Source organism: Asaia sp. VD9, assembly GCF_037150015.1.
In the GTDB taxonomy this organism is placed as follows: domain Bacteria; phylum Pseudomonadota; class Alphaproteobacteria; order Acetobacterales; family Acetobacteraceae; genus Asaia.
In genome coordinates, this window is record NZ_JBBCQM010000005.1 from 193,808 (window position 1) to 212,625 (window position 18,818).

An 18,818-nucleotide genomic window follows, 5' to 3' on the forward strand; every position below is an offset into this window, starting at 1 on the left:
GCCTTAGCTATGCGGCAAGGGCTTCGGGCCATGACCCAGACGGGCGAGCGCGCGTCCCACCAGGCCCAGGCGCGGCACGGGATTGGCCGCGACAAGATCGAGGCGGATATCGGGCATGCCCTGATTCTGCAGCACGAGCGCGCCCAGTGTCTGACCCGCCATCACCGGAGCAATGGCTGGAGACGGATATTCCACACTGATCTTGCTGCGCTGCTGCCAGCCATGCGGCAGTGTCAGGACGATATCGCGCGTGCCGACCAGCGCGACCTCGGCGGCTTCACCCATATAGACCGGCATGTGATCGACCACCTGACCGTGGTGGAACAGGGTGACGTTCTCGAAATTGGCGAAGGCCCATCCGAGAAGGCGTTCGCCCTCATGGGCGCGCTCATTCATGGACGAGGTGCCGTTGATCGTCATGATGACACGACGACCATCACGCTTCGAACTCGCGCAGAGTCCGAAGCCACCGGCATCGGTGTGGCCTGTCTTCAGACCGTCTGCCAGGCCCTTATCGACCAGAACGTTGCGATTGCCCTGCTTGATATTATTGTAGGTGAACTCCGTGGCAGAAAAGAGGTGATAATACTCGGGATAGTCACGGATCAGATGCATCGCCACGCGGCAGACATCACGTGCGCTCATATATTGCGATTCATCCGGCAGGCCGGTGCAGTTCATGAAATGGGTGTTGTTCATGCCCAGCTTGGCCGCTGTCTGGTTCATCAGATTGACGAACTGCTCTTCGGACCCGGCAATGCCCTCCGCCAGAACGATGCAGGCGTCATTGCCCGACTGGATGACCATACCTTCGATCAGGTCGGACACGGTGACGCTCTGCCCCAGAGGCACGAACATCTTGGAGCCCTGGGTACGCCATGCCTTCTCGCTGACTGGGAGGGATTGGGTCAACGTAAGATGTCCGGCGCGCAGCATGCCGAAGGTGATGTAGGCGGTCATCATCTTGGTCAATGACGAGGGCGGCATGTGCTCGTCGGCTGCCTTTTCCAGCAGGGTCGCACCCGTATCGAAATCGATGACACAAGCCCAGCGCGCTACCGTATCGAGGGGGCCAATAGGTGTTGTGGCCGGTGACGCGCCGCCAGGCGCAGGAGCGCCGGCGGGCGTTGACGGGGCGGCGGCGCTCGCTGCTGCTTTGCCTCGTCGCGGACGCGCGAAGGCAAACTGAGTTGAAGCGGCTAGTCCAGCCGCACCCGAGAGCAGAAAACGTCTTGTCCGCACGTCAACACCTTATTTGGCCACGATATGCGCGCCGGTGCCACCGCATTGGCGCGCTTGTGCTAATGCCCTATCCGCCTCGGGCACGGTTGTGAAGGGGCCGAGTGAAACCAGCCATGGGAGTCCGTTGCTGACTCCAGCTTGGGCCACGATATCCGCCCCGCACTGTGCTGCCACGCGCGACGCAGCGGCATGACCCGAAAAACTGCCAAGGACGACATGATAGGCCACGTAATCAGGCTGCCCCTGCATTACCGTCTGCGGCATGTCTGGCACGTAGAGCGCATTGGTCCCGGTCGATGCCTCGGTCGGTTTCAGGCCGAGCGTTTTCGTGCTGCCGTCATCGAGCGATTGCGCCACGATAGCCTCTCTTGGGGCGGCTGCGATCTCGAGCTTCGGGGCATTCGGGTTGGACTCGGCAATCTGTCGGCTCAACGCTTCGTCCTGCACGATCTCCACCGGTGTAGGAGCGGACCCCATGCCGAGCAGAGTCGCCACTCGGGGTGTTACAGCCAGCATACGCCCTGAGTTGGAGGGGCCGCGGTCATTGAGCCTGATGCGGACGATCCGCCCGTTGGTGAGGTTGCGAACGCTCACGACGGCGGGCAATTGCAGCGTCTGATGCGCGCCGGTCATGGACTGTGCCGACCAGACCTCCCCGTCAGCCGTCAGCCCGCCCCTGGGCTGCGCCTGAATGACAGCGAGGCCGGTTTCGGACAAATCGAAGTGCTCGGACGGGTAGAACCACGTCTCCGTACCCTGCCATGCCGTACCGATCACATAATGGGGAGCTGATTTCTGGGCCGGGGCGTCGTGATGACAGCCCGCCAAGGTAAGCCCTGTCCCACCCAGGATCGCGAATGCGAGCGCCTTAAGCGACTGCATAGCCAAGCAATCCAACACCAAGAGCATAGAAATCCGAGGGGTTATAGCGTCTGATCACGTCGAAGTTTTTGTAAACCATGAACGCTTCGGTGCCGGGGCCATCCGGGCGGATCACCGCCCCCGAAACGTCTTCACGTGAGAAGGCTGAGCCGTCCTCACGGCGCACTCCGAGAGCCATCCAGGCTGAAAGGCTCTGCTTGTTCCCACGACCAAGCTGCGTTTGCGCGATCTCGCGCGTCAGTTTCACGGGCTGGCCCCAGGGCGCGTCTGCCTGCCAACCGCAGCTATGGAGGTAGTTGCCTACAGAAGCGAAAACATCAGGTTCGCTGGTCCATATATTGCGCTTGCCGTCGTGATCGGCATCCACGGCGTAATGCAGATAGGCGCTGGGCATGAATTGCGGCTGCCCCATCGCTCCCGCGTAGGAACCGAGCATGGTTTCCGGCTGGATATCGCCATGGTCGAGAATCTGTAGTGCCTTGAACAATTCACCGCGGAAGAAGCTTGCCCGCCTGCCGTCATAAGCCAGGGTAGCGAGGGCATCGACGACAGAGAACGTGCCGATCTTGCGACCGAACCCTGATTCGAGGCCCCAGATACCCACGATCACGCGCGGATCCACCCCGTAGAGCGTGCCGGTGTTTTCCAGAAGCAGGCTGCGGCTCTGATAGGCAGCCTGACCCTGGCTGATGCGTGTGGCACTGATGACGCGTTCGCGATACTGCGCCCAGGTGAGTGTAAATTCGGGCTGATGACGGTCCAGCTTGATGACCCGCGCATTGGGTTCTTTGGTCACCGCCAAAGCGCGCGTGAGGGTGGCGGCGTTGATGCCCTTGCTCAGAGCCTCGTTTCGGACCGAGTCGAGAAAGGCAGCATAACTGCCGCCGGATGCCTGAGCGGCATTCTGCTTTGCCGCATGATGCTGAAGCGTTCGCGCCAGGCCGCTCCCGCTCAGGCAGGGGGCGGCCGTGACGGCGGCCAGTAACGAGCGTCTGTTCAGCACCTTGGTCTATCCTCGCCAGTTCGGTCCTTGCGGGATGCCGAAACTGTCGCTCAGCGACGGAGCGGACGGCCCTCGGCAGCACCATGCATGATGAAGTGCAGGAATGGATTGATCGTCAAGGGGATGTCAGGATTTGCCGCAATATACTCGCCCACCCTGAAATGCCCGTTGGGGTCGCGGCCTTCCAGATAGCCATGGGTCATGAAATGCTCGACCGGGTCCATGCCGCAAGCCCCGACATCGGGATAGGCGGCCAGATACCAGTTGGCGTCGAAATAGAGGGCCTCCACTGGGTAGCCATGGGTGCCCTGATCTGGCGTCGGCGCGGGAGCGGCTTCCACAGGAGAAGGAGCGGCGTCAACGGATACGGCGGCAGGCTCGGATTCCGCGCTTGCAGCGAGGTCAAGCTCCGCCGATGCGACCAGATCCGTCTCGGCCGGCAGGGTCGCCTGCGGCTCAGTGGTCATGGCCTTTTTCTTTGCTGTGGTCGTTCGGGACCGCGCTGTTTTTGCCAAGAGAAAATCCCCACATCAATAATGTTCGGTCGCGCGCCTTCTCAACGCGTCGATGCTGGCGGGTTTGCACTTGTCTCCCGCCAGTCTCTATTGTCGAAATCGACGCCGGACTGCCGAAATTTCATCTCACGATCAGCATGCCGACATCAGAAACACGTGCCCTATACCGGATATTCACATCTCGTTAGCGCCGAAACAGGGCGACGTGCAATGATCAATGCTCCTAGAGGACCAATCTCTTTGGGTCCAGTGACAAAAGATAAGTCTTTCAGTATATTTATAATGATAATCACTTTGTCATCTTCGGCGGAATTTTCGAGCGTTTCATTGCAGTCTATCGGTAAAACATCGGTATAGCGGCTGTCGGAGTGCCCTGATCTGGCGTGAGGCGATCCGGCGCGATATGGCGTGATGTGACGATTGTTTCCTCGTCGTCATCCGGCCGTTATTTACTGCATTTCCAGGAAAGCGATGACCAAGCCTGTCCGTCCCCCTGTCGTGAGCCTCCTCAATGTCGCGCAGGAGGCTGGTGTTTCCCGAGCCACGGCCTCTTTGGTCCTTCGGGAAAGCCCTCTCGTGGCAGAGGCCACGCGCGAGCGTGTGCGTGAGGCGATGCAACGGCTTGGGTATATCTACAACCGTGGTGCGGCGAATCTCAGGCAGAGCCGTACGGGAACCATCGGTCTCGTGCTCTCCAATATCGCCAATCCGTTTTTCAGCGCTCTGGCGGGGGGCGTGGACGAAGTCAATGATGAGGCGGATGTCGTCGGGTTCATCGCCGCCAGCAATGAGTCGGTCGATCGCCAGCTCCGTCAGATTCAGCGCCTGCGTGAACATAATGTGGACGGGGTCATTATTTGCCCTGCAATAGGCAGTGACGACCGCCTTCTCTCCGAACTGGAGCGTCTCGCCCTGCCCTTCGTGCAGGTATTGCGTGAGATCGAGGCAACGCGCGGGGATTATGTGGCGGCAGATTACGCGCTGGGCGTGCGGCTGGCGATCGCGCATCTGGTTTCCGAGGGACGGCGCCGTATCGTGTTTGTTGGGAACATGCCTGTACATTCCGCTGCGCTTGCACGCCTTCGTGGCTATGAGCAGGCGATAGGTGAATGCGGGCTGGAGGCGCAACCCGTGATCGCAGGCAGTCGTGACAACCGTTTCGACACGGAAGCGTTCGATGCGCTTCTCGCCTCCGCTACCCCCCCTGATGCGGCGATATGCTATAACGATATCATCGCTCTTGATCTCATGCATCACATCCAGAGCCGTAGCTTGACCGTCGGGCGGGATATTGCCGTGATCGGTATGGATGATCTGCCCCAGGCAGCGGCTTCTTATCCTGCGCTGACAACCGTTGCGACATCTCCCCGCCTCATCGGTCGCAAGGCCGCGTCCCTCCTGCAGAAAAGACTCGCGATGCCAGGGCGTGAGCGCCAGCGTGTCGTCATGGCGCCAGAGCTTGTCCTGCGCGCCAGTACAGGGCTCATGCCCCACGGCCCCTCCCCCTGATTTTCCGGGGTAGGCAACCACAAATCACACAACAGTGAAATTCGTGTCACATAAAGTCTGTGACTTTCGTGAGAAACTGGCGTTCTGTTGCATTACGATTTTGTTAGATCGTCTCTCTCCCTCCCACTGACCTGAATGGAATGACATCGGGGTGAGGTTGGAAGCGAGATTTAGATCGATCTAAATGGCAATGTTCAGACCGGGTGCGCAGGTGCCCAAGGCGGTATGTCATGACAACAAGCCTTTACGTATTCCACCCCCTCCTTGGAGATGAGTTGTCCCAGGCAGCGTCGACACCGATCACCACCGGGAGGGTGTGATGAGCACCATCGCCTTTGGTGCGCGCTCGAGCGATAAATCCCGCGGTCAGCCCCGCACCGAGGCGCTTGCGCCATCACGGACGGAGTTATCCGAGTCCGAACTGCGTCGCGCAGCCTGGACCTGCTCCATCGGCAGTGCGATGGAGTATTACGATTTCGCCCTTTACAGTCTGGCCTCGGCACTCATATTCGGCCCGCTGTTTTTTCCGAGCTCCATCCCCGGTCTCGGGCTGGTCGCGAGCTTTGCCACCTATTTCATCGGCTTTGCGGTTCGCCCTATTGGTGGCCTCTTTTTCGGCCGCCTTGGTGACAGGCACGGACGCAAGAGGGTCCTGCTTCTTACGGTCACGCTTATGGGGCTGGCCAGCGCCATGATCGGGCTCATCCCGTCCTACGGGTCGATCGGATATGCGGCGCCCCTGCTTCTGGTGCTCCTACGCATGGCGCAAGGTTTTGGGGCCGGGGCAGAGCAGGCGGGGGCAGCCGTCATGATGACGGAGTCCGCGCCCCGGCAGCGACGCGGCTATTATGCGGCCCTCCCCTTTCTTGGCATTCAGCTCGGCACGGTTGCCGCAGGTCTGATCTACTACGCGATGCTGACCGGCGTACCCGATATTACCCAGACCATGCTTTGGCGCGTCCCCTTCGTGGGAAGCGCCGTTCTGTTGTTGATCGCGCTCTATATGCGGCTGCGCCTCAAGGAATCGCCTACCTTTGCCAAGTTGCAGGACGATGAGCTGCATGAGGAAGTCATGCCGATCCGTGAGACGCTCACAACGTCCTGGCGGCCAATTCTCGCGGGGTTGGGCCTGCGCATGGCGGAGAATGGCGGCTCATCCATCTATCAGGTGCTGGCCATCAGCTATCTGGTGCATACGGTGGGAATGAGCAGCCAGTGGGGTACGCTCGTCCTGATCGGTGCCGCGATTGTGGGCGGTGTGACCATTCCTGTTGCAGGTATGCTGAGCGACCGGTTTGGGCGAGTGCGTGTCTATCGTGGCTTCGCTCTGCTGCAGGCCGTAAGCGCGTTGCCGGTCTGGTATGTGTTCAGCCAGGGGAATCCGGTCGCGTCGGCCGTCGCCTTGTCCTTTGCACTCGGTGTGGCGACCTGGGGCATGTTCGGAACTCAGGGCGCCTTTTTGCCCGAGATGTTCGGCCTGCGTCATCGTTATACCGCCGTCTCCTTCACACGTGAGTTTTCCTCAGTGATCGCGGGCGGTGTCTCTCCCATGGTGGGCCAGTTCCTGATCGCGATGTTTGCCCGGTTCCATATCGGGGGTGTGAGCAGCGGCAAATATGCCTGGATCCCTCTCGCGACTTATGTGGTGTTTCTCGCCTGCCTGGCGGTTCTCGCCACATTCTACATTCCTGAAACGAAGGGCCGCGACCTGATGGCGGCAGAGGATGCGCTGTGAGCGTGCTTCAGGGTCTGTTTCGGCCCGGCTTTCTGCTTCCGTGGTCGCGCGTTTTTTGCGGGGGTGTCGGGGCCGGGACGATCCCTGATGGCGCATCCGTGTCGAATACGGCCCCAGACCCTTTGTTCCAGACTCGACCCCTTCCCCTACATGACCGAAAGCGCCTTGCCATGAGTAATGCAGATACGCTCTCTCCCTCACGTGAGGCGCTTCTGACGGACCGTCTGATGGCCGTGCGCGACGGGGCTCCTCCGCTGATCCATCTTGACCCGACGCTCATTCCCGAAACGGAGACCGAAGCCTACGGAATTCAGGATCACGTAGCTCGGGCGCTGCAAGCCCGGTACGGATCCGTGATCGGATGGAAAGTCGGCGCGGCGTCGAGTGAGGCTGTCCCGTTCGCAGCCCCGCTGCATGAAGCGACGCTCTTTCACGGCGATACCGCCCTTCCCCGCGGTCTCTGCCGCCATCGGGGCGTGGAGGCGGAAATTGTCTATCGTTTTGCCCGTGATCTCCCCGCCAGAGAGCGTCCCTGGACCCTCGAGGAAGTACTCGATGCCATAGGGTCGGTCCACACGGCCATCGAGATCATCGATACGCGTTTTGCGGAGCCGAATTCCCAGCCGAGACTGGCCCATCTCGCCGATCAGGGGAGCCATGGAGCGTTGATCATCGGTCCGGGATCGGATCAGTGGCGCAGTCTGAGCCCCGTTAGTGAAACGGTGACACTTAATCTCGGCGATGGGCGTCGCATTACCCATATTGGGGGCAATTCCGCCGGTGATCCGCGACGATTGCTGGTCTGGCTTGCCAATCACGCCGCCGCTCGCGGCATGCCTCTTCTCAAAGGCTGTGTCGTGACGACCGGCTCCATGACGGATACGGTTTTTCTGCCTCCCGGATTGACCGTTACGGCGCAGATTGCGTCGCTCGCCCCTGTGAGCGTCACCCTCACACGCTGAGTCATCCGTCGAAACTCCGCCAGCATCCCAAGGCGCCCGGACACGCGGGCGCCGCCCACCCGTTTTTCCATGAGGCGCTATGATGAAACCCGATATTCTTCTTCTCGAGCCGATGATGCCCGCCATCGAGGCGGCGCTCGATAGCGCCTATAGGGTGCATCGCTGGACCGGCGGTACACCATCGGAAGGGGGGGCAATACGGGGTATCGTGACCGGCGGTGGCACGGGCGTGCCGCGCACTCTCATGGATGCACTGCCCTCCCTCGAAATGATCGCGATCAACGGGATCGGGACCGATGCGGTCGATCTCGTTGAGGCGCAGCGCAGGCACATTGCCGTCACCGTCACGCGCGACGTGCTGACCGATGATGTGGCCGACCTCGCCATGGCGCTCATCCTGGCCTCCATGCGTGATCTTCTTCCGGGTGACCGGCTTGTACGGGACGGACTATGGGGGAAGCAGGCATTGCCTCTCGCGCGCAAGGTCAGCGGCGCCCGGCTCGGCATTGTGGGCATGGGACAGGTTGGGCAGGCGATCGGGCGCAGGGCGCAGGCCTTTGCCATGCCGGTGTCCTACTACAGCCGGCGTGATCTCGATCTTCCGTTCACGCCTTTCGTTTCGGACCTCGTGAGGCTTGCCGAGCAGAGCGATGTCCTGGTTGTGGCGGCCTCGGGCGGTGCGCAGTCCCGACATCTCGTCAGCCGTGAGGTCATCGATGCGGTTGGCCCCGAGGGGCTCCTTGTCAATGTCGCGCGTGGCAGTGTGGTCGATGAGGCCGCTCTGGTGCAGGCCTTGCAGGAAGGGCGTCTGGGCCGCGCTGCCCTAGATGTCTTCACCGACGAACCCCATGTGCCCGAAGCTCTCTGGTCCATGCCCAATGTCGTGCTTCAGCCTCACCGCGCTTCGGCGACCATCGAGACGCGTCAGGCCATGGGGCAACTCGTGCTCGATAACGTGGCAGCACATTTTGCGGGCAAGCCCCTGCTGACGCCCGTCATTCTCTAACACTCCCCTCAGGTTCAACGCCCCGCGAGGGGTTTCCCGGATTCTGGATCATGAGACCACGGTTCTCACACAAGGCCCCGCCTGTCGCGGGGTCAATTCTGGCGCTCGCGCTCATTTCCGGCGCGACGCTGACCATTATGGCGCCAGATGCGCTTGCGCAGTATCGCGGGCCGATCTCTGAAACGGCCCCCCTCTTTGCCCTCGATACGCCGACCTCTTATGCGAATACGCCTTTCACGCCGCCGGTTGAAAGTATGGTTCTCCCTTGGGAGCGCCTGATCAAGCGGCTGAACAAGCGCGGGATCGGTATCGTGGTCGACTACACGAGCGAGAGCGCGCTGGTGCTCAATGCGGGGCATGCTGGGGATGCCGGGTACGCGCATCAGATTGGTGTCGAACTCGATCTCGACTGGGAGAAGCTGGCAGGATGGAAGGGGTTCGTTACTCACGCGGTGATCGTCAATCGCGCGGGGCATAATCTGGCCGCCGATCTGGGGGAGCGCTCCCTGAATGGTTTCCAGGAGATCTATGGCGGCGGCGGCAATGTGGGCGTGCATCTTGTCTATATGTACGGTACGCAGAACCTGCTTAAAGACCGTATGCAGATCGCTCTGGGCAAGATGCCGGTGAATATCGACTTCGCCAACTCCCCCCTGTTCTGCACATTCATGAACAAGTCCAATTGTGGCATCCCTAAATCTCTGACCCGTACGGCTGCGGGATACGGGACTTATCCAGGCTCTACCTGGGGCGCGAGGCTGCGTTACTGGCCGCTCCATGGCGTCTACGCCCAGACCGGTCTTTACGGCGTGAACCCCTACCTCAACAGCAATCAATATGATCGCACCGGGTTCAGAATGGGTACGGAACTCTACACAGGCGTCTATATTCCAACCGAGATCGGGCTCATCCCATCCTTCGGCGAAAACCAGCTCGTCGGGCATTATAAATTCGGTGTCGCCTATGATTCGTCCAACTACCGAGATCTCTATTACGATGCCGCCATGAACCCCGCTGCCGCAACGGGCCTCCCCTATCGCTGGACAAACGGCAAGACACAGCTCTGGCTCCAGGGGGATCAGATGGTCGTGCGTAACGGTCATGGGCCGTTGCAAGGCATGTATGTTCTCGCCGGTGCAACCAAGAGCCAGGGTGAGAACAGCCCCTATGACTGGCAGGTCTATGCGGGACTGGTTGATAGGGGGTTCTTCAAGTCGCGACCCAAGGATACATTCGGGGTGGAATGGTCTGAGACCTTCGCCAGTCACCAACTCGTCGCTTCGCAATGGATACGTTACCGTCAGGGGCGCTCACTGCCGGGAAATGCCACTTATCCGCAGAGCCACATCATGACCTTCGAGGCAACCTACAACATCCACGTCTTTCGCGGCCTGTCGATCCAGCCTGACTACCAACATATCTGGCGCACCAATCTCCAGGCCGACAAGCCTCAGGTCGATGCTGTTGGGCTCAAGATCCATGCCGTGCTCTGAATGTCCGTTGGGGAGGGATTGCAGATGAAACGCACGCTTTGTAAGAGATCCGCATAGACGTGATGTGACACGAGCTTCCGCTCCCTGCACCATTTCCGGCATGATCGACACCCTCGTATTTCGGCTCAAGTTCAGGCAGTTGCTGCTTCTGCGGCAGATCAGTCGCGAGCCTGCGCTCAATCGCGCTGCGCGCTCGTTGAATCTCTCCCAGCCGACCGCCTCGAAGCTACTGCAGGACATGGAAACCGATCTCGAAGCCCAGCTTTTCGAGCGTCATGCTCATGGGCTGACCCCGACGCGATCAGGGTTGGTGGCAATACGCCATGCCGAGCAGATCTTGGCCGATCTTGGGCGTCTGCGCCATGATCTGCAGGCGGTCGGACGTGGGCTTTCCGGGACGGTGACGATCGGTACGATCGGCGCGCCGCTCCATGAGATCATCACGCCTGTTCTGGTGTCGCTTGCAGAGACGGAGCCCGAGTTATGCGTCACTCTGCATGTCGGGACGAGCGACGATCTGATGAACATGCTCCATGCCGGGCGTATCGATCTCGCCATAGGGCGCGCGATCGAGGGTATCGGTTCCGACCTGCTGCTGGTTGAGGAACTGGCTTCGGAGCAACTGCTGATTGTTGCTGGCGCGCAGAATCCGATCAATGAGCGTATCCCCAAAACGCTACATGACCTGCGTGATGCGCGCTGGATCATTCATACGCGTCCCAGCCCCATGCGTCAGGCCATCGAGACAGCTTTCACGTTGGCGCGATTGCCCCTCCCTTCCTTTCCAATCGAGCTCTCCTCGGTAACCGCAACGATCGATCTTCTCTCCCAGTCGGACATGCTGGCAGTGGTACCGCGTTCGATCTACAAACTCTTCGCAAGGTCAGGAATTCTGCGGGAACTGCCGGTCTCGCTCCCCGACATCATGGGGTCCTATTCGCTCATAAGATTGCGCAACCGGACAGTGACGCCTGAAATGGATTATCTTGCCGGTGAAATAAGGGGGCGGGCTATCGGATTATCTGATAACGCCATCAAATAAGTCTTATCGACTTTGTAATGTCGCTCGTTTCTTCTGCCCGGGTTGATTGTGTAATCATACGGGTAGCCTGAAATCATGCATGTTCTAATCCTCGGTGCGGCTGGAATGCTGGGGCGAAAGCTGACCGAGAGTTTCATCGGCAGGCCCGATGGTTTATTTCCCGGGCCCTCAATCCTGACCCTCGCCGATGTCACGGCGCCGGAGGTGCCGCTGGGCTTTGCCGGTACGGTCAGCTGCGTTGCGGCAGATCTCGCTGCGCCTGATGCGGCGGCACAGCTCCTCGCCCAAAGGCCTGATATCATCTTCCATCTGGCCGCTGTCGTATCCGGCGCTGCCGAGACGGATATGGCGCTCGGTTACCGGGTCAATCTCGACGCCTCACGCGCCCTGTTTGAAGCGATCAGGGAGCTTCACGAGCAGGAAGGCTACAAGCCGCGCCTCGTCTTTGCCTCCTCCATCGGCGTGTTCGGTCGGCCTCTGCCCGATGTCATACCCGACAGCCAGATCCCGACCCCTGAGAGCAGCTATGGCGTACAGAAGGCCATGGTCGAATTGCTTCTCACAGACTATTCGCGTCGTGGTATTTTCGATGGCGTTGCGCCGCGTATCCCGACCATTTGCGTGCGCCCGGGCGCGCCGAACGCCGCGGCGTCGGGATTTTTCTCAACGATCATTCGCGAGCCGCTGATCGGGCGCGAGGCCATTCTTCCGGTGCCACGCGACACGCGCCACTGGCTCGCCAGCCCGCGCGCCGCTGTCAAGGCACTCCGTCACGCGGCGGAGCTCGACTACGCCTTGATCAGTCCTCGGCCAGTCTTCACACTTCCTGCCCTGAGCGTCACCGTAGAGGAGCAGATCGAGGCGTTGCGACGCGTCGCTGGCAACAGGGCCGTGTCGCTTATCCGTGAGGTACCGGACGCGTTCGTTCAGCATTTCGTCTCGTCATGGCCCAAGGCGTTCGACACGCATCGGGCGCTGAGTCTCGGTTTCGAGCCCGATGCGTCGTTCGAGGCGATCATCCGTGCGCACATCGAAGACGAGTTCGATGGCTGTGTTGACGGGGCGCCTCTTTCCTCGGCCAGCACGCCTGGCTCTGCCAGCATGAGCAGGGTCTGGGCATCGGCCCACGACAACGCGCCGCTCGCGCGGCATATCGATAAAAGGTCGAATGCCATGCCCTGGACTGCGAAGACCTGGCCGATTGCGGCCGCGATGATCCAGTATCCCCCTCTGCTTCCCGATGGGACTTCCGTGCAGGACCAGAGCGCAGAAGGCTGGGCCAGGACGCTCCTGGATGTAAGCCGTGCGGGGTTCACCGAGCTGGATCCGACTGATTGCTGGTTGCGCCTGGCGGATCTCTCAAAGCCCAGACAGCGCGAATTTCTGTCGGTCTGCGGCGATCTCGGGCTGTCCATCCCGGCCATCTCCACCTCGCGTCGCTCGGTGATCGATCCGGATCCCGACAAGGCCGATGCCGCGTTGTCCTATATCCATAGGGTGATCGATACGGCCGCAGAGATTGGTGCGCGCGAAATCGCAGTCGGTTTTGCGACGGCGCTGACCGAGCCTCAGCGCAAGGCGCTCTGGTTCTGGACCGCGCAGGGCCATCAGGACCCCGATGATCCGGCGGTCTGGAAAAAGGCCGTTACGCGCATTCGTGAGCTCGCGGATCATGCCCAGAGCGTTGGGGTCACCCTGTCGCTCGAGATGTACGAGGACACCTATCTGGGTTCGGCGGATTCCAGCGTGAAGTTCGTGCGCGACGTCGATCATCCCGCCTGCGGTATCAATGCCGATATCGGCAATCTTGTCCGGTTGCACCGCCCCATGGAGCGCTGGCAGGACATGATGAAGAAGCTCGCTCCCTATCTTCGATATTGGCACGTCAAAAATTATCTGCGCACGGAGGACGAGACGACAGGCATGATCGTCACGGCGCCTGCCCCCATGGAGCAGGGCGTTATCAGCTATCGCGCCGCGATCAACATGGCGCTCGAGCACGGCTATGCCAGCCCCTTCCTGGTCGAGCATTATGGTGGTGACGGGCTTAGTGTTGCCGCGCAGAACCGGGATTATATCCGGAGGATCCTGCCGCAATGACCCTTACGCGTTATACGAATACACGGGTCGGTTCCCGCTTCGATGAGAAGATCGCCCGAATGCGTGCCGGATCGGATACGACGAGCGACTTCATCCTGGCCGATGCCAAGGATGCCGATATGGCGGGTGGTCTCTCGGCGCTGGGCACGAACAGGGCCACCGGATTACCCTGCACCCTGTCGGAATTCGACGCTGCCATCACCGAGATCGTGAAGCAGGACGTCGTCGACATTCTGCTGGCATCCGTCTCGACCTTGGGGCGCCTCGACAAGACAGGTATTTTCGCGAACAGCCCGATCCGTCGCGCCGTTCGCCTCAATGATACCTCCGATCTATGGCGCATTCGGGGCGCGGATTACGGGCGTCAGCCATCCATTCCCTTCCGCACGGCCCGGCTCGATCTTCTGCCGGAGCCGTTTGGTCTTTATTCCATGACCTTCAGCGGTGATGCGCGAGAAGATGCGGAGAGCCTGTCGCGCTATCGCGACTTCAGGGCCGAGGCGCAGGCTGCAGGCGTTGCCCATTTTCTAGAGGTCTTCAACCCCGTTCATCCCCTGCTCGACCAAGACGATCACGGCGCGTTTCTCAATGATATGGTGAGCCGCACCCTTGCCGGAATGCATGAGAGCGAGCGCCCTGTCTTCCTCAAGCTGGCGTTTAACGGGGCAAAGGTGCTCGAGGCTTTTTGCCGCTACGACCCGACCCTGATCGTCGGAATCATGGGCGGTGGCAGCGGCACAACGCGAGATTGCCTCGAACTGCTTCATCAGGCGCAACAGAGCGGGGCACGCGCCGCGCTTTTCGGGCGCAAGATCCTGGATGCGGAGCATCCGCCCTCCATGGTGGCCATGATGCGTGCCGTGGTTGAGCGACGCCTGACCCCTGTCGAGGGGGTCAAGATCTATCACGAGGAGATCCTGGCGCGTGGTCTGTCTCCCTTGAGACCCATCGAGGCCGATCTGCAGGTCACCGAGCCCACTCTTCAACTGGCCTGAGCGGCCCCACAAGGCGGATTACGATAATATGGTCCATATCTGCGGCGACGAAGACGATTTTGCGACCCACGGTCTGCGCGCCTTCAACCACATCTTTCAGGATATCGTCCGCCCCGTTCGCAGCGGTGCGCTGCGTGCCCAGCCCGGACCCCAGGGCAAGGTGACCGTTCTCGTCGGAGGGGGCTCCGGACATTACCCGACCTTCTGCGGGTTTGTTGGACCGGGCTTCGCCGACGCCGTGGTGATGGGGGGCATCTTTGCCTCCCCCTCCATTCAGGCTGTCGCTACGATTGGACGTCTCGCGCATCGTGGCGGCGGGATCGTGATGGGGTTCGGCAATTACGCTGGCGATAACCTCAATTTCGGGATCGCTGCCGAGCGTCTGCGCGCCGAGGGGATCGATACGCGCATCGTGGTGACAACCGACGATGTTGCCAGCGCACCACCTGAAACACCCGAGAGACGGCGCGGCGTCGCGGGTGATATCATCGTCTTCAAGATCATGGGCGCCTCGGCGGATGCAGGCTACGACATCGACGCTGTCGAAGCCGTTTCGCGCAAGGCCAATGACCGAACGCGCTCCTTCGGCATTGCGTTCGATGGCTGCGCGCTTCCCGGAAGCCCGGAAAAGATCTTCACCGTCCCTGAAGGACGTATGGCGCTGGGGCTCGGTATTCACGGTGAGCCCGGAATTGATGAACATGATCTGGCGACGCCGGAGGTCATCGCCGAAGCGCTGTACTCTCGCGTCATGGCGGAGCGGCCGCCCGAGGCTCGTCGCCTCGCGGTATTGCTCAACGGCGCAGGCGCGACCACGACGGAGGAGCTCTTCGTTCTCTGGAACGCGCTCGAAGCATTATTCGAGCGCGATGGGCTCACTCTCATCGCCCCGCTTGTCGGCTCCTACGCCACCAGCCTTGATATGTATGGCTGCTCCCTCACCATCACCTGGCTGGATGAGGAGCTGGAGGGGTTCTGGCGTGCGCCCGTAAATGCTCCTGTTCTTTGCCGCCACAAGGTCGAGGGGGACTGGGTTCCGGCCTCGCGTCAGGCCATAGCCGAACTGCCCGTTCATTATGAGAGGGCAGAAACCGAGGCCGGCAGCCAGGCCGGGCGCTGCGTGGCGCGCGCCATTGCACGCCTTGCGCAGACCCTGCATGAGGAAGAGGCGATGCTGGGGCGCATCGACGCTATTGCGGGTGATGGCGATCATGGTCAGGGCATGGCGCGCGGCTCGCGCGCGGCTGCCAGAGCAGCCGAGGCCGCATCTTCCGCCGGCGCGGGTGCACGCCGTGTCCTCGAGGCCGCCGCTGATGCCTGGGGCGATCGCGCAGGCGGAACCTCCGGCGCGCTATGGGGTGAAGCGCTTTTTGCCTTCTCGACGGTTCTCGATGACCGGAGCGCCCTCGATGCGCGCGGTGTTCGTATGGGAGTGCTCAAGGCAGCGCGGCGCGTGAGGGAGATCGGCAAGGCCGAACCTGGCGACAAGACGATGGTCGATGCGCTCGCGCCTTTCGTTGCCACTTTGGAACGTCATCACGAACAGCCCGGTCCCATGGCCGAAATCTGGGCCGAGGCAGTGCAGGAGGCGCTTGCTGGGGCGGAGGCGACGAAGGCCTTTGCCGCGCGGAAGGGCCGCGCCAAGACGCATGGCGATCACAGCAAGGGCCATCCCGATCCTGGAGCCTTGTCCTTTGCCCTTGCCATGCAGGCACTCTCGCCTCTCGTTGCTGATTTGATCTGAGGGATCTCAGGCTGAGAGGCTGATGAAGAGCTGATGGATGTCAGGGCCAATAGCGGGGCTTGTACGCGCGATAGGGCCCGGTGTGTTCCCCGGCAGAAAGGGAGATCGTCATGGAACGACCGGGATTTATCGATCCCCATGTGCATCTGATCGATTTCGAGCAGATGCATTATCCCTGGCTGTCTCCGCCTTACAGCGCTGACGCGCCGACGGGTGAAACGCGCGCGATCGCGCGCTCCTATGGCCTCGGCAGCTATCTCGCTGACCTCGAGGGCTGGAATGTGCGTGGTCTGGTGCACGTTGACTCCGGCGTTCACCCGGATGAGATCCTGCGCGAGGTGCACCATGTGCAGTTTGTTCTGGACGCTGCCATGGAGCCCCGTGAAGGCAAGCCCCCTATTTTGGGCGCAGCGGGCATTGTTGCCTGTGCGAGACTGGACACACCCGATTTGGGGCATATCCTAGCAGCCCATAAGGTGGCGCCGCTTCTGCGTGGAGTGCGTCATATCGTGAACGCCCATCCGGAGCGGAAGCTGGCCTATCCGGAGCCGGACAGGACCCGCGATGCCGCATGGCAGGACGGACTTGCGATCGTCGCGCGACACGGGCTGACATTTGATCTGCAGTGCTATCCCGAACAGATGATGACTTTGGCCCCCTTGTTGCGGCGCCATGAGACAATGCCGGTTGTGATCGATCACCTGGGCATGCCGCTCTTTCATCTGTCGGGCGGTCGTGAGGCATGGCAGAGGGGTATGCGCGCGCTCGCTGCCTGCCCCAATATTCACGTTAAACTCTCCGGCTTCGGATTTGTCCGGCCCGATTGGCGTGATCAGGATATTGCGCCCGTGCTGCGCGAGGTAGTCGATGTCTTCGGGGTGGAACGATGCATGATTGCAAGCGATTTTCCCACCGATTTGCTCTTTGCCCCGGCGCGTCAGACACTCGATACGATCCTGCATTTTGCAGAAGCGTTCAATCAAACCGAAAAACGCGCCATGTTCGGCGCGGTAGCGGCACGTTTTTATCGCCTCGACATCGCATTCTAGCGCCCCCCGTTTATGGGGCTGTCCGCGGCATAGGCAGCGCGTTCGACCAGCCTTCGCCTCAGGAAAGGAACGACCATGCTTCTCGAAAACAAGGTTTTCGCCATCACGGGCGGTGCCTCAGGCATCGGCCGCGCTGCGGCGCTCGATGCTGCACGGCAAGGGGCCGATATCGCCATTACCGACGTGATGGAAGAAAAGCACGTGGAGCCCCTGCTCCGGGCGATCGAGGCGCAAGGGCGGCGCGCACTCTATCTGCGTGGTGACGTGGCAGCCCCTGAAACCGCAAATCGCTTTATTGACTCCATCAGGGAAACCCTGGGCGGGCTCGATATTTTCGTAAGCAATGCCGGGATCTGTCCGTTCCACGCATTTCTCGATATGCCGCCTGCGACATTGGAGAAGACGGTCAGTGTCAATCTGCTCGGCGCCTATTTCATGGTGCAGGCAGCGGCGAAGCTGATGGTCGCGCAAGGCCGAGGCGGTGCCATTATCGCGGTTTCTTCCATCTCCGCGCTCGTTGGTGGCGAGTTTCAGACACATTATACCCCAACCAAGGCCGGGGTGCTGTCTCTGATGCAGTCCACAGCGATCGCTCTGGGCCGGCATGGTATCCGGTGCAATGCCGTCCTTCCCGGCACCATCCGTACGGCCATCAACGAAAACGATCTCGCCGACGAGCGCAAGGCGCGCAAGTTGATCGAGCGCATTCCGCTCGGTCGCCTTGGAGAGCCGGAAGATCTTGCCGGCCCAATCGTCTTTCTCGCTTCCGATATGGCCCGCTATGTCACAGGGGCGTCCCTGCTCGTCGACGGGGGCTGTTTCGTCAATCTTCAGTAGGAACGCACCGTCCCGGCGCCCGGCGTTTCGACAGGCCTTCGGACCGCGCGGAATCGGTCCGGCCTGATTGGCGTTTTTCATCCGGCCATGGCACATGATGCGCCATGTCCAACGGTGCCCCCTTTCACGCCAGTTCTCTCTACCATCTCCTGTCTGTGGCTGGGGCTGCATGGTGGTCGAAAGGGCTCGCGGTAATCCTGGGGACATTCATCCTCGAAGACGCAACGACCATGATCGCTGCCATGTCTGTGGAGGATGGGCGTCTGAGCATCCCACTGGCACTGATCTCGCTCTATATTGGCGTGGCGGTTGGGGATCTGGGATTATACGGTCTGGGCGCCATCGGGGCCAAATGGCCACCGGCGCGACGCTGGCTGACTCTGCCCCGTCATGACAAGGGCCGGAACTGGTTTCACCGTAACGTGGTGCGGACTGTGGTAATCAGCCGGTTCATTCCCGGTGCTCGCTTGCCCCTTTATACGGCGTGCGGTTTTTTCCGCGCGCCTTTCGGCTCATTTGCCGCGAGCGCGGTTGTGGCTACACTGGTCTGGACCTCGCTCCTTTTCAGCGTATCGCTCCATGTGGGTGGATGGATGTCCGCGCATATGGCGAGCTGGCGCTGGTTCGGGATTGCGGGGTTCATCCTGACCATTCTCTTCGTCGGGCGGCTGATTGCCCGGTTCCAGACTTTCAGTGACTGATCG

The 18,818-nt window shown here is 61.0% G+C and carries 16 protein-coding genes; 12 read left to right on the forward strand and 4 right to left on the reverse strand.

Features of this window, described 5'->3' with window-relative positions:
* Positions 1 to 3 precede the first annotated feature (3 nt).
* From WFJ47_RS08565 to WFJ47_RS08580, 4 genes are read right to left on the reverse strand one after another with little or no spacing between them, the layout of a single operon-like run.
* Positions 4 to 1,242: a D-alanyl-D-alanine carboxypeptidase family protein gene (locus WFJ47_RS08565; protein ID WP_199751775.1), complete on the reverse strand. Its 1,239-nt coding sequence runs from the start codon at positions 1,240 to 1,242 to the stop codon at positions 4 to 6.
* Between the two features lie 9 nt (positions 1,243 to 1,251).
* Positions 1,252 to 2,124, reverse strand: a complete 873-nt coding sequence (locus tag WFJ47_RS08570) for an RlpA-like double-psi beta-barrel domain-containing protein (protein ID WP_336762304.1) — start codon at positions 2,122 to 2,124, stop codon at positions 1,252 to 1,254.
* Positions 2,111 to 3,124, reverse strand: a complete 1,014-nt coding sequence (locus WFJ47_RS08575) for a lytic transglycosylase domain-containing protein (protein ID WP_408868640.1) — start codon at positions 3,122 to 3,124, stop codon at positions 2,111 to 2,113. Before WFJ47_RS08575 ends, WFJ47_RS08570 begins: the two co-directional genes overlap by 14 nt.
* Positions 3,125 to 3,177: 53 nt before the next feature.
* On the reverse strand, positions 3,178 to 3,594 hold the full coding sequence (locus WFJ47_RS08580; protein WP_336762306.1) for a hypothetical protein: 417 nt from the start codon (positions 3,592 to 3,594) through the stop codon (positions 3,178 to 3,180).
* Between the two features lie 519 nt (positions 3,595 to 4,113).
* Between WFJ47_RS08580 and WFJ47_RS08585 the strand changes: the two genes are divergently transcribed.
* From WFJ47_RS08585 to WFJ47_RS08640, 12 genes are all read left to right on the forward strand, one after another.
* Positions 4,114 to 5,151 (forward strand): LacI family DNA-binding transcriptional regulator, encoded by a 1,038-nt coding sequence (locus WFJ47_RS08585; protein ID WP_336762308.1) that lies wholly within the window; start codon positions 4,114 to 4,116, stop codon positions 5,149 to 5,151.
* Between the two features lie 319 nt (positions 5,152 to 5,470).
* Positions 5,471 to 6,886 (forward strand): MFS transporter, encoded by a 1,416-nt coding sequence (locus tag WFJ47_RS08590; protein ID WP_336762310.1) that lies wholly within the window; start codon positions 5,471 to 5,473, stop codon positions 6,884 to 6,886.
* Between the two features lie 170 nt (positions 6,887 to 7,056).
* The gene (locus tag WFJ47_RS08595; RefSeq protein WP_336762311.1) at positions 7,057 to 7,848 is read left to right on the forward strand and encodes a fumarylacetoacetate hydrolase family protein; all 792 of its coding nucleotides are present in this window, start codon (positions 7,057 to 7,059) and stop codon (positions 7,846 to 7,848) included.
* Between the two features lie 82 nt (positions 7,849 to 7,930).
* Complete coding sequence (locus WFJ47_RS08600) at positions 7,931 to 8,854, forward strand: 2-hydroxyacid dehydrogenase (protein ID WP_336762437.1); 924 nt, start codon at positions 7,931 to 7,933, stop codon at positions 8,852 to 8,854.
* A gap of 50 nt (positions 8,855 to 8,904) precedes the next feature.
* Positions 8,905 to 10,347, forward strand: a complete 1,443-nt coding sequence (locus WFJ47_RS08605) for a carbohydrate porin (protein WP_336762312.1) — start codon at positions 8,905 to 8,907, stop codon at positions 10,345 to 10,347.
* 64 nt (positions 10,348 to 10,411) lie between these two features.
* Positions 10,412 to 11,389, forward strand: a complete 978-nt coding sequence (locus tag WFJ47_RS08610) for a LysR family transcriptional regulator (protein ID WP_336762314.1) — start codon at positions 10,412 to 10,414, stop codon at positions 11,387 to 11,389.
* Positions 11,390 to 11,464: 75 nt separating this feature from the next.
* Entirely contained in the window at positions 11,465 to 13,489 is a 2,025-nt protein-coding gene (denD, locus tag WFJ47_RS08615; RefSeq protein WP_336762315.1) for a D-erythronate dehydrogenase, read from the forward strand.
* Positions 13,486 to 14,484 carry a hypothetical protein gene (locus WFJ47_RS08620; RefSeq protein ID WP_336762316.1) on the forward strand — a complete coding sequence of 333 codons (999 nt, stop codon included), beginning with the start codon at positions 13,486 to 13,488 and terminating at the stop codon, positions 14,482 to 14,484. The genes denD and WFJ47_RS08620 overlap by 4 nt, the downstream gene beginning before the upstream one ends.
* A 28-nt stretch (positions 14,485 to 14,512) precedes the next feature.
* Positions 14,513 to 16,228 (forward strand): dihydroxyacetone kinase family protein, encoded by a 1,716-nt coding sequence (locus WFJ47_RS08625; RefSeq protein ID WP_336762317.1) that lies wholly within the window; start codon positions 14,513 to 14,515, stop codon positions 16,226 to 16,228.
* Positions 16,229 to 16,338: 110 nt separating this feature from the next.
* On the forward strand, positions 16,339 to 17,277 hold the full coding sequence (locus tag WFJ47_RS08630; RefSeq protein WP_336762318.1) for an amidohydrolase family protein: 939 nt from the start codon (positions 16,339 to 16,341) through the stop codon (positions 17,275 to 17,277).
* 75 nt (positions 17,278 to 17,352) lie between these two features.
* Positions 17,353 to 18,114 (forward strand): SDR family NAD(P)-dependent oxidoreductase, encoded by a 762-nt coding sequence (locus WFJ47_RS08635; RefSeq protein WP_336762320.1) that lies wholly within the window; start codon positions 17,353 to 17,355, stop codon positions 18,112 to 18,114.
* A 104-nt stretch (positions 18,115 to 18,218) separates the two neighbouring features.
* Entirely contained in the window at positions 18,219 to 18,815 is a 597-nt protein-coding gene (locus WFJ47_RS08640; RefSeq protein ID WP_336762321.1) for a VTT domain-containing protein, read from the forward strand.
* The last annotated feature ends 3 nt before the right edge of the window (positions 18,816 to 18,818 follow it).

Excerpts from the sequence above, each read along its gene's own strand:
- WFJ47_RS08580 (WP_336762306.1), bottom strand. The coding sequence starts at position 3,594 with ATGACCACTGAGCCGCAGGCGACCCTGCCGGCCGAGACGGATCTGGTC.
- WFJ47_RS08635 (WP_336762320.1), top strand. The coding sequence starts at position 17,353 with ATGCTTCTCGAAAACAAGGTTTTCGCCATCACGGGCGGTGCCTCAGGC.
- WFJ47_RS08595 (WP_336762311.1), top strand. The coding sequence starts at position 7,057 with ATGAGTAATGCAGATACGCTCTCTCCCTCACGTGAGGCGCTTCTGACG.
- WFJ47_RS08630 (WP_336762318.1), top strand. The coding sequence starts at position 16,339 with ATGGAACGACCGGGATTTATCGATCCCCATGTGCATCTGATCGATTTC.
- WFJ47_RS08590 (WP_336762310.1), top strand. The coding sequence starts at position 5,471 with ATGAGCACCATCGCCTTTGGTGCGCGCTCGAGCGATAAATCCCGCGGT.
- WFJ47_RS08600 (WP_336762437.1), top strand. The coding sequence starts at position 7,931 with ATGAAACCCGATATTCTTCTTCTCGAGCCGATGATGCCCGCCATCGAG.
- WFJ47_RS08625 (WP_336762317.1), top strand. The coding sequence starts at position 14,513 with ATGGTCCATATCTGCGGCGACGAAGACGATTTTGCGACCCACGGTCTG.
- WFJ47_RS08570 (WP_336762304.1), bottom strand. The coding sequence starts at position 2,124 with ATGCAGTCGCTTAAGGCGCTCGCATTCGCGATCCTGGGTGGGACAGGG.
- denD (WP_336762315.1), top strand. The coding sequence starts at position 11,465 with ATGCATGTTCTAATCCTCGGTGCGGCTGGAATGCTGGGGCGAAAGCTG.
- WFJ47_RS08585 (WP_336762308.1), top strand. The coding sequence starts at position 4,114 with ATGACCAAGCCTGTCCGTCCCCCTGTCGTGAGCCTCCTCAATGTCGCG.
- WFJ47_RS08620 (WP_336762316.1), top strand. The coding sequence starts at position 13,486 with ATGACCCTTACGCGTTATACGAATACACGGGTCGGTTCCCGCTTCGAT.
- WFJ47_RS08605 (WP_336762312.1), top strand. The coding sequence starts at position 8,905 with ATGAGACCACGGTTCTCACACAAGGCCCCGCCTGTCGCGGGGTCAATT.
- WFJ47_RS08640 (WP_336762321.1), top strand. The coding sequence starts at position 18,219 with ATGTCCAACGGTGCCCCCTTTCACGCCAGTTCTCTCTACCATCTCCTG.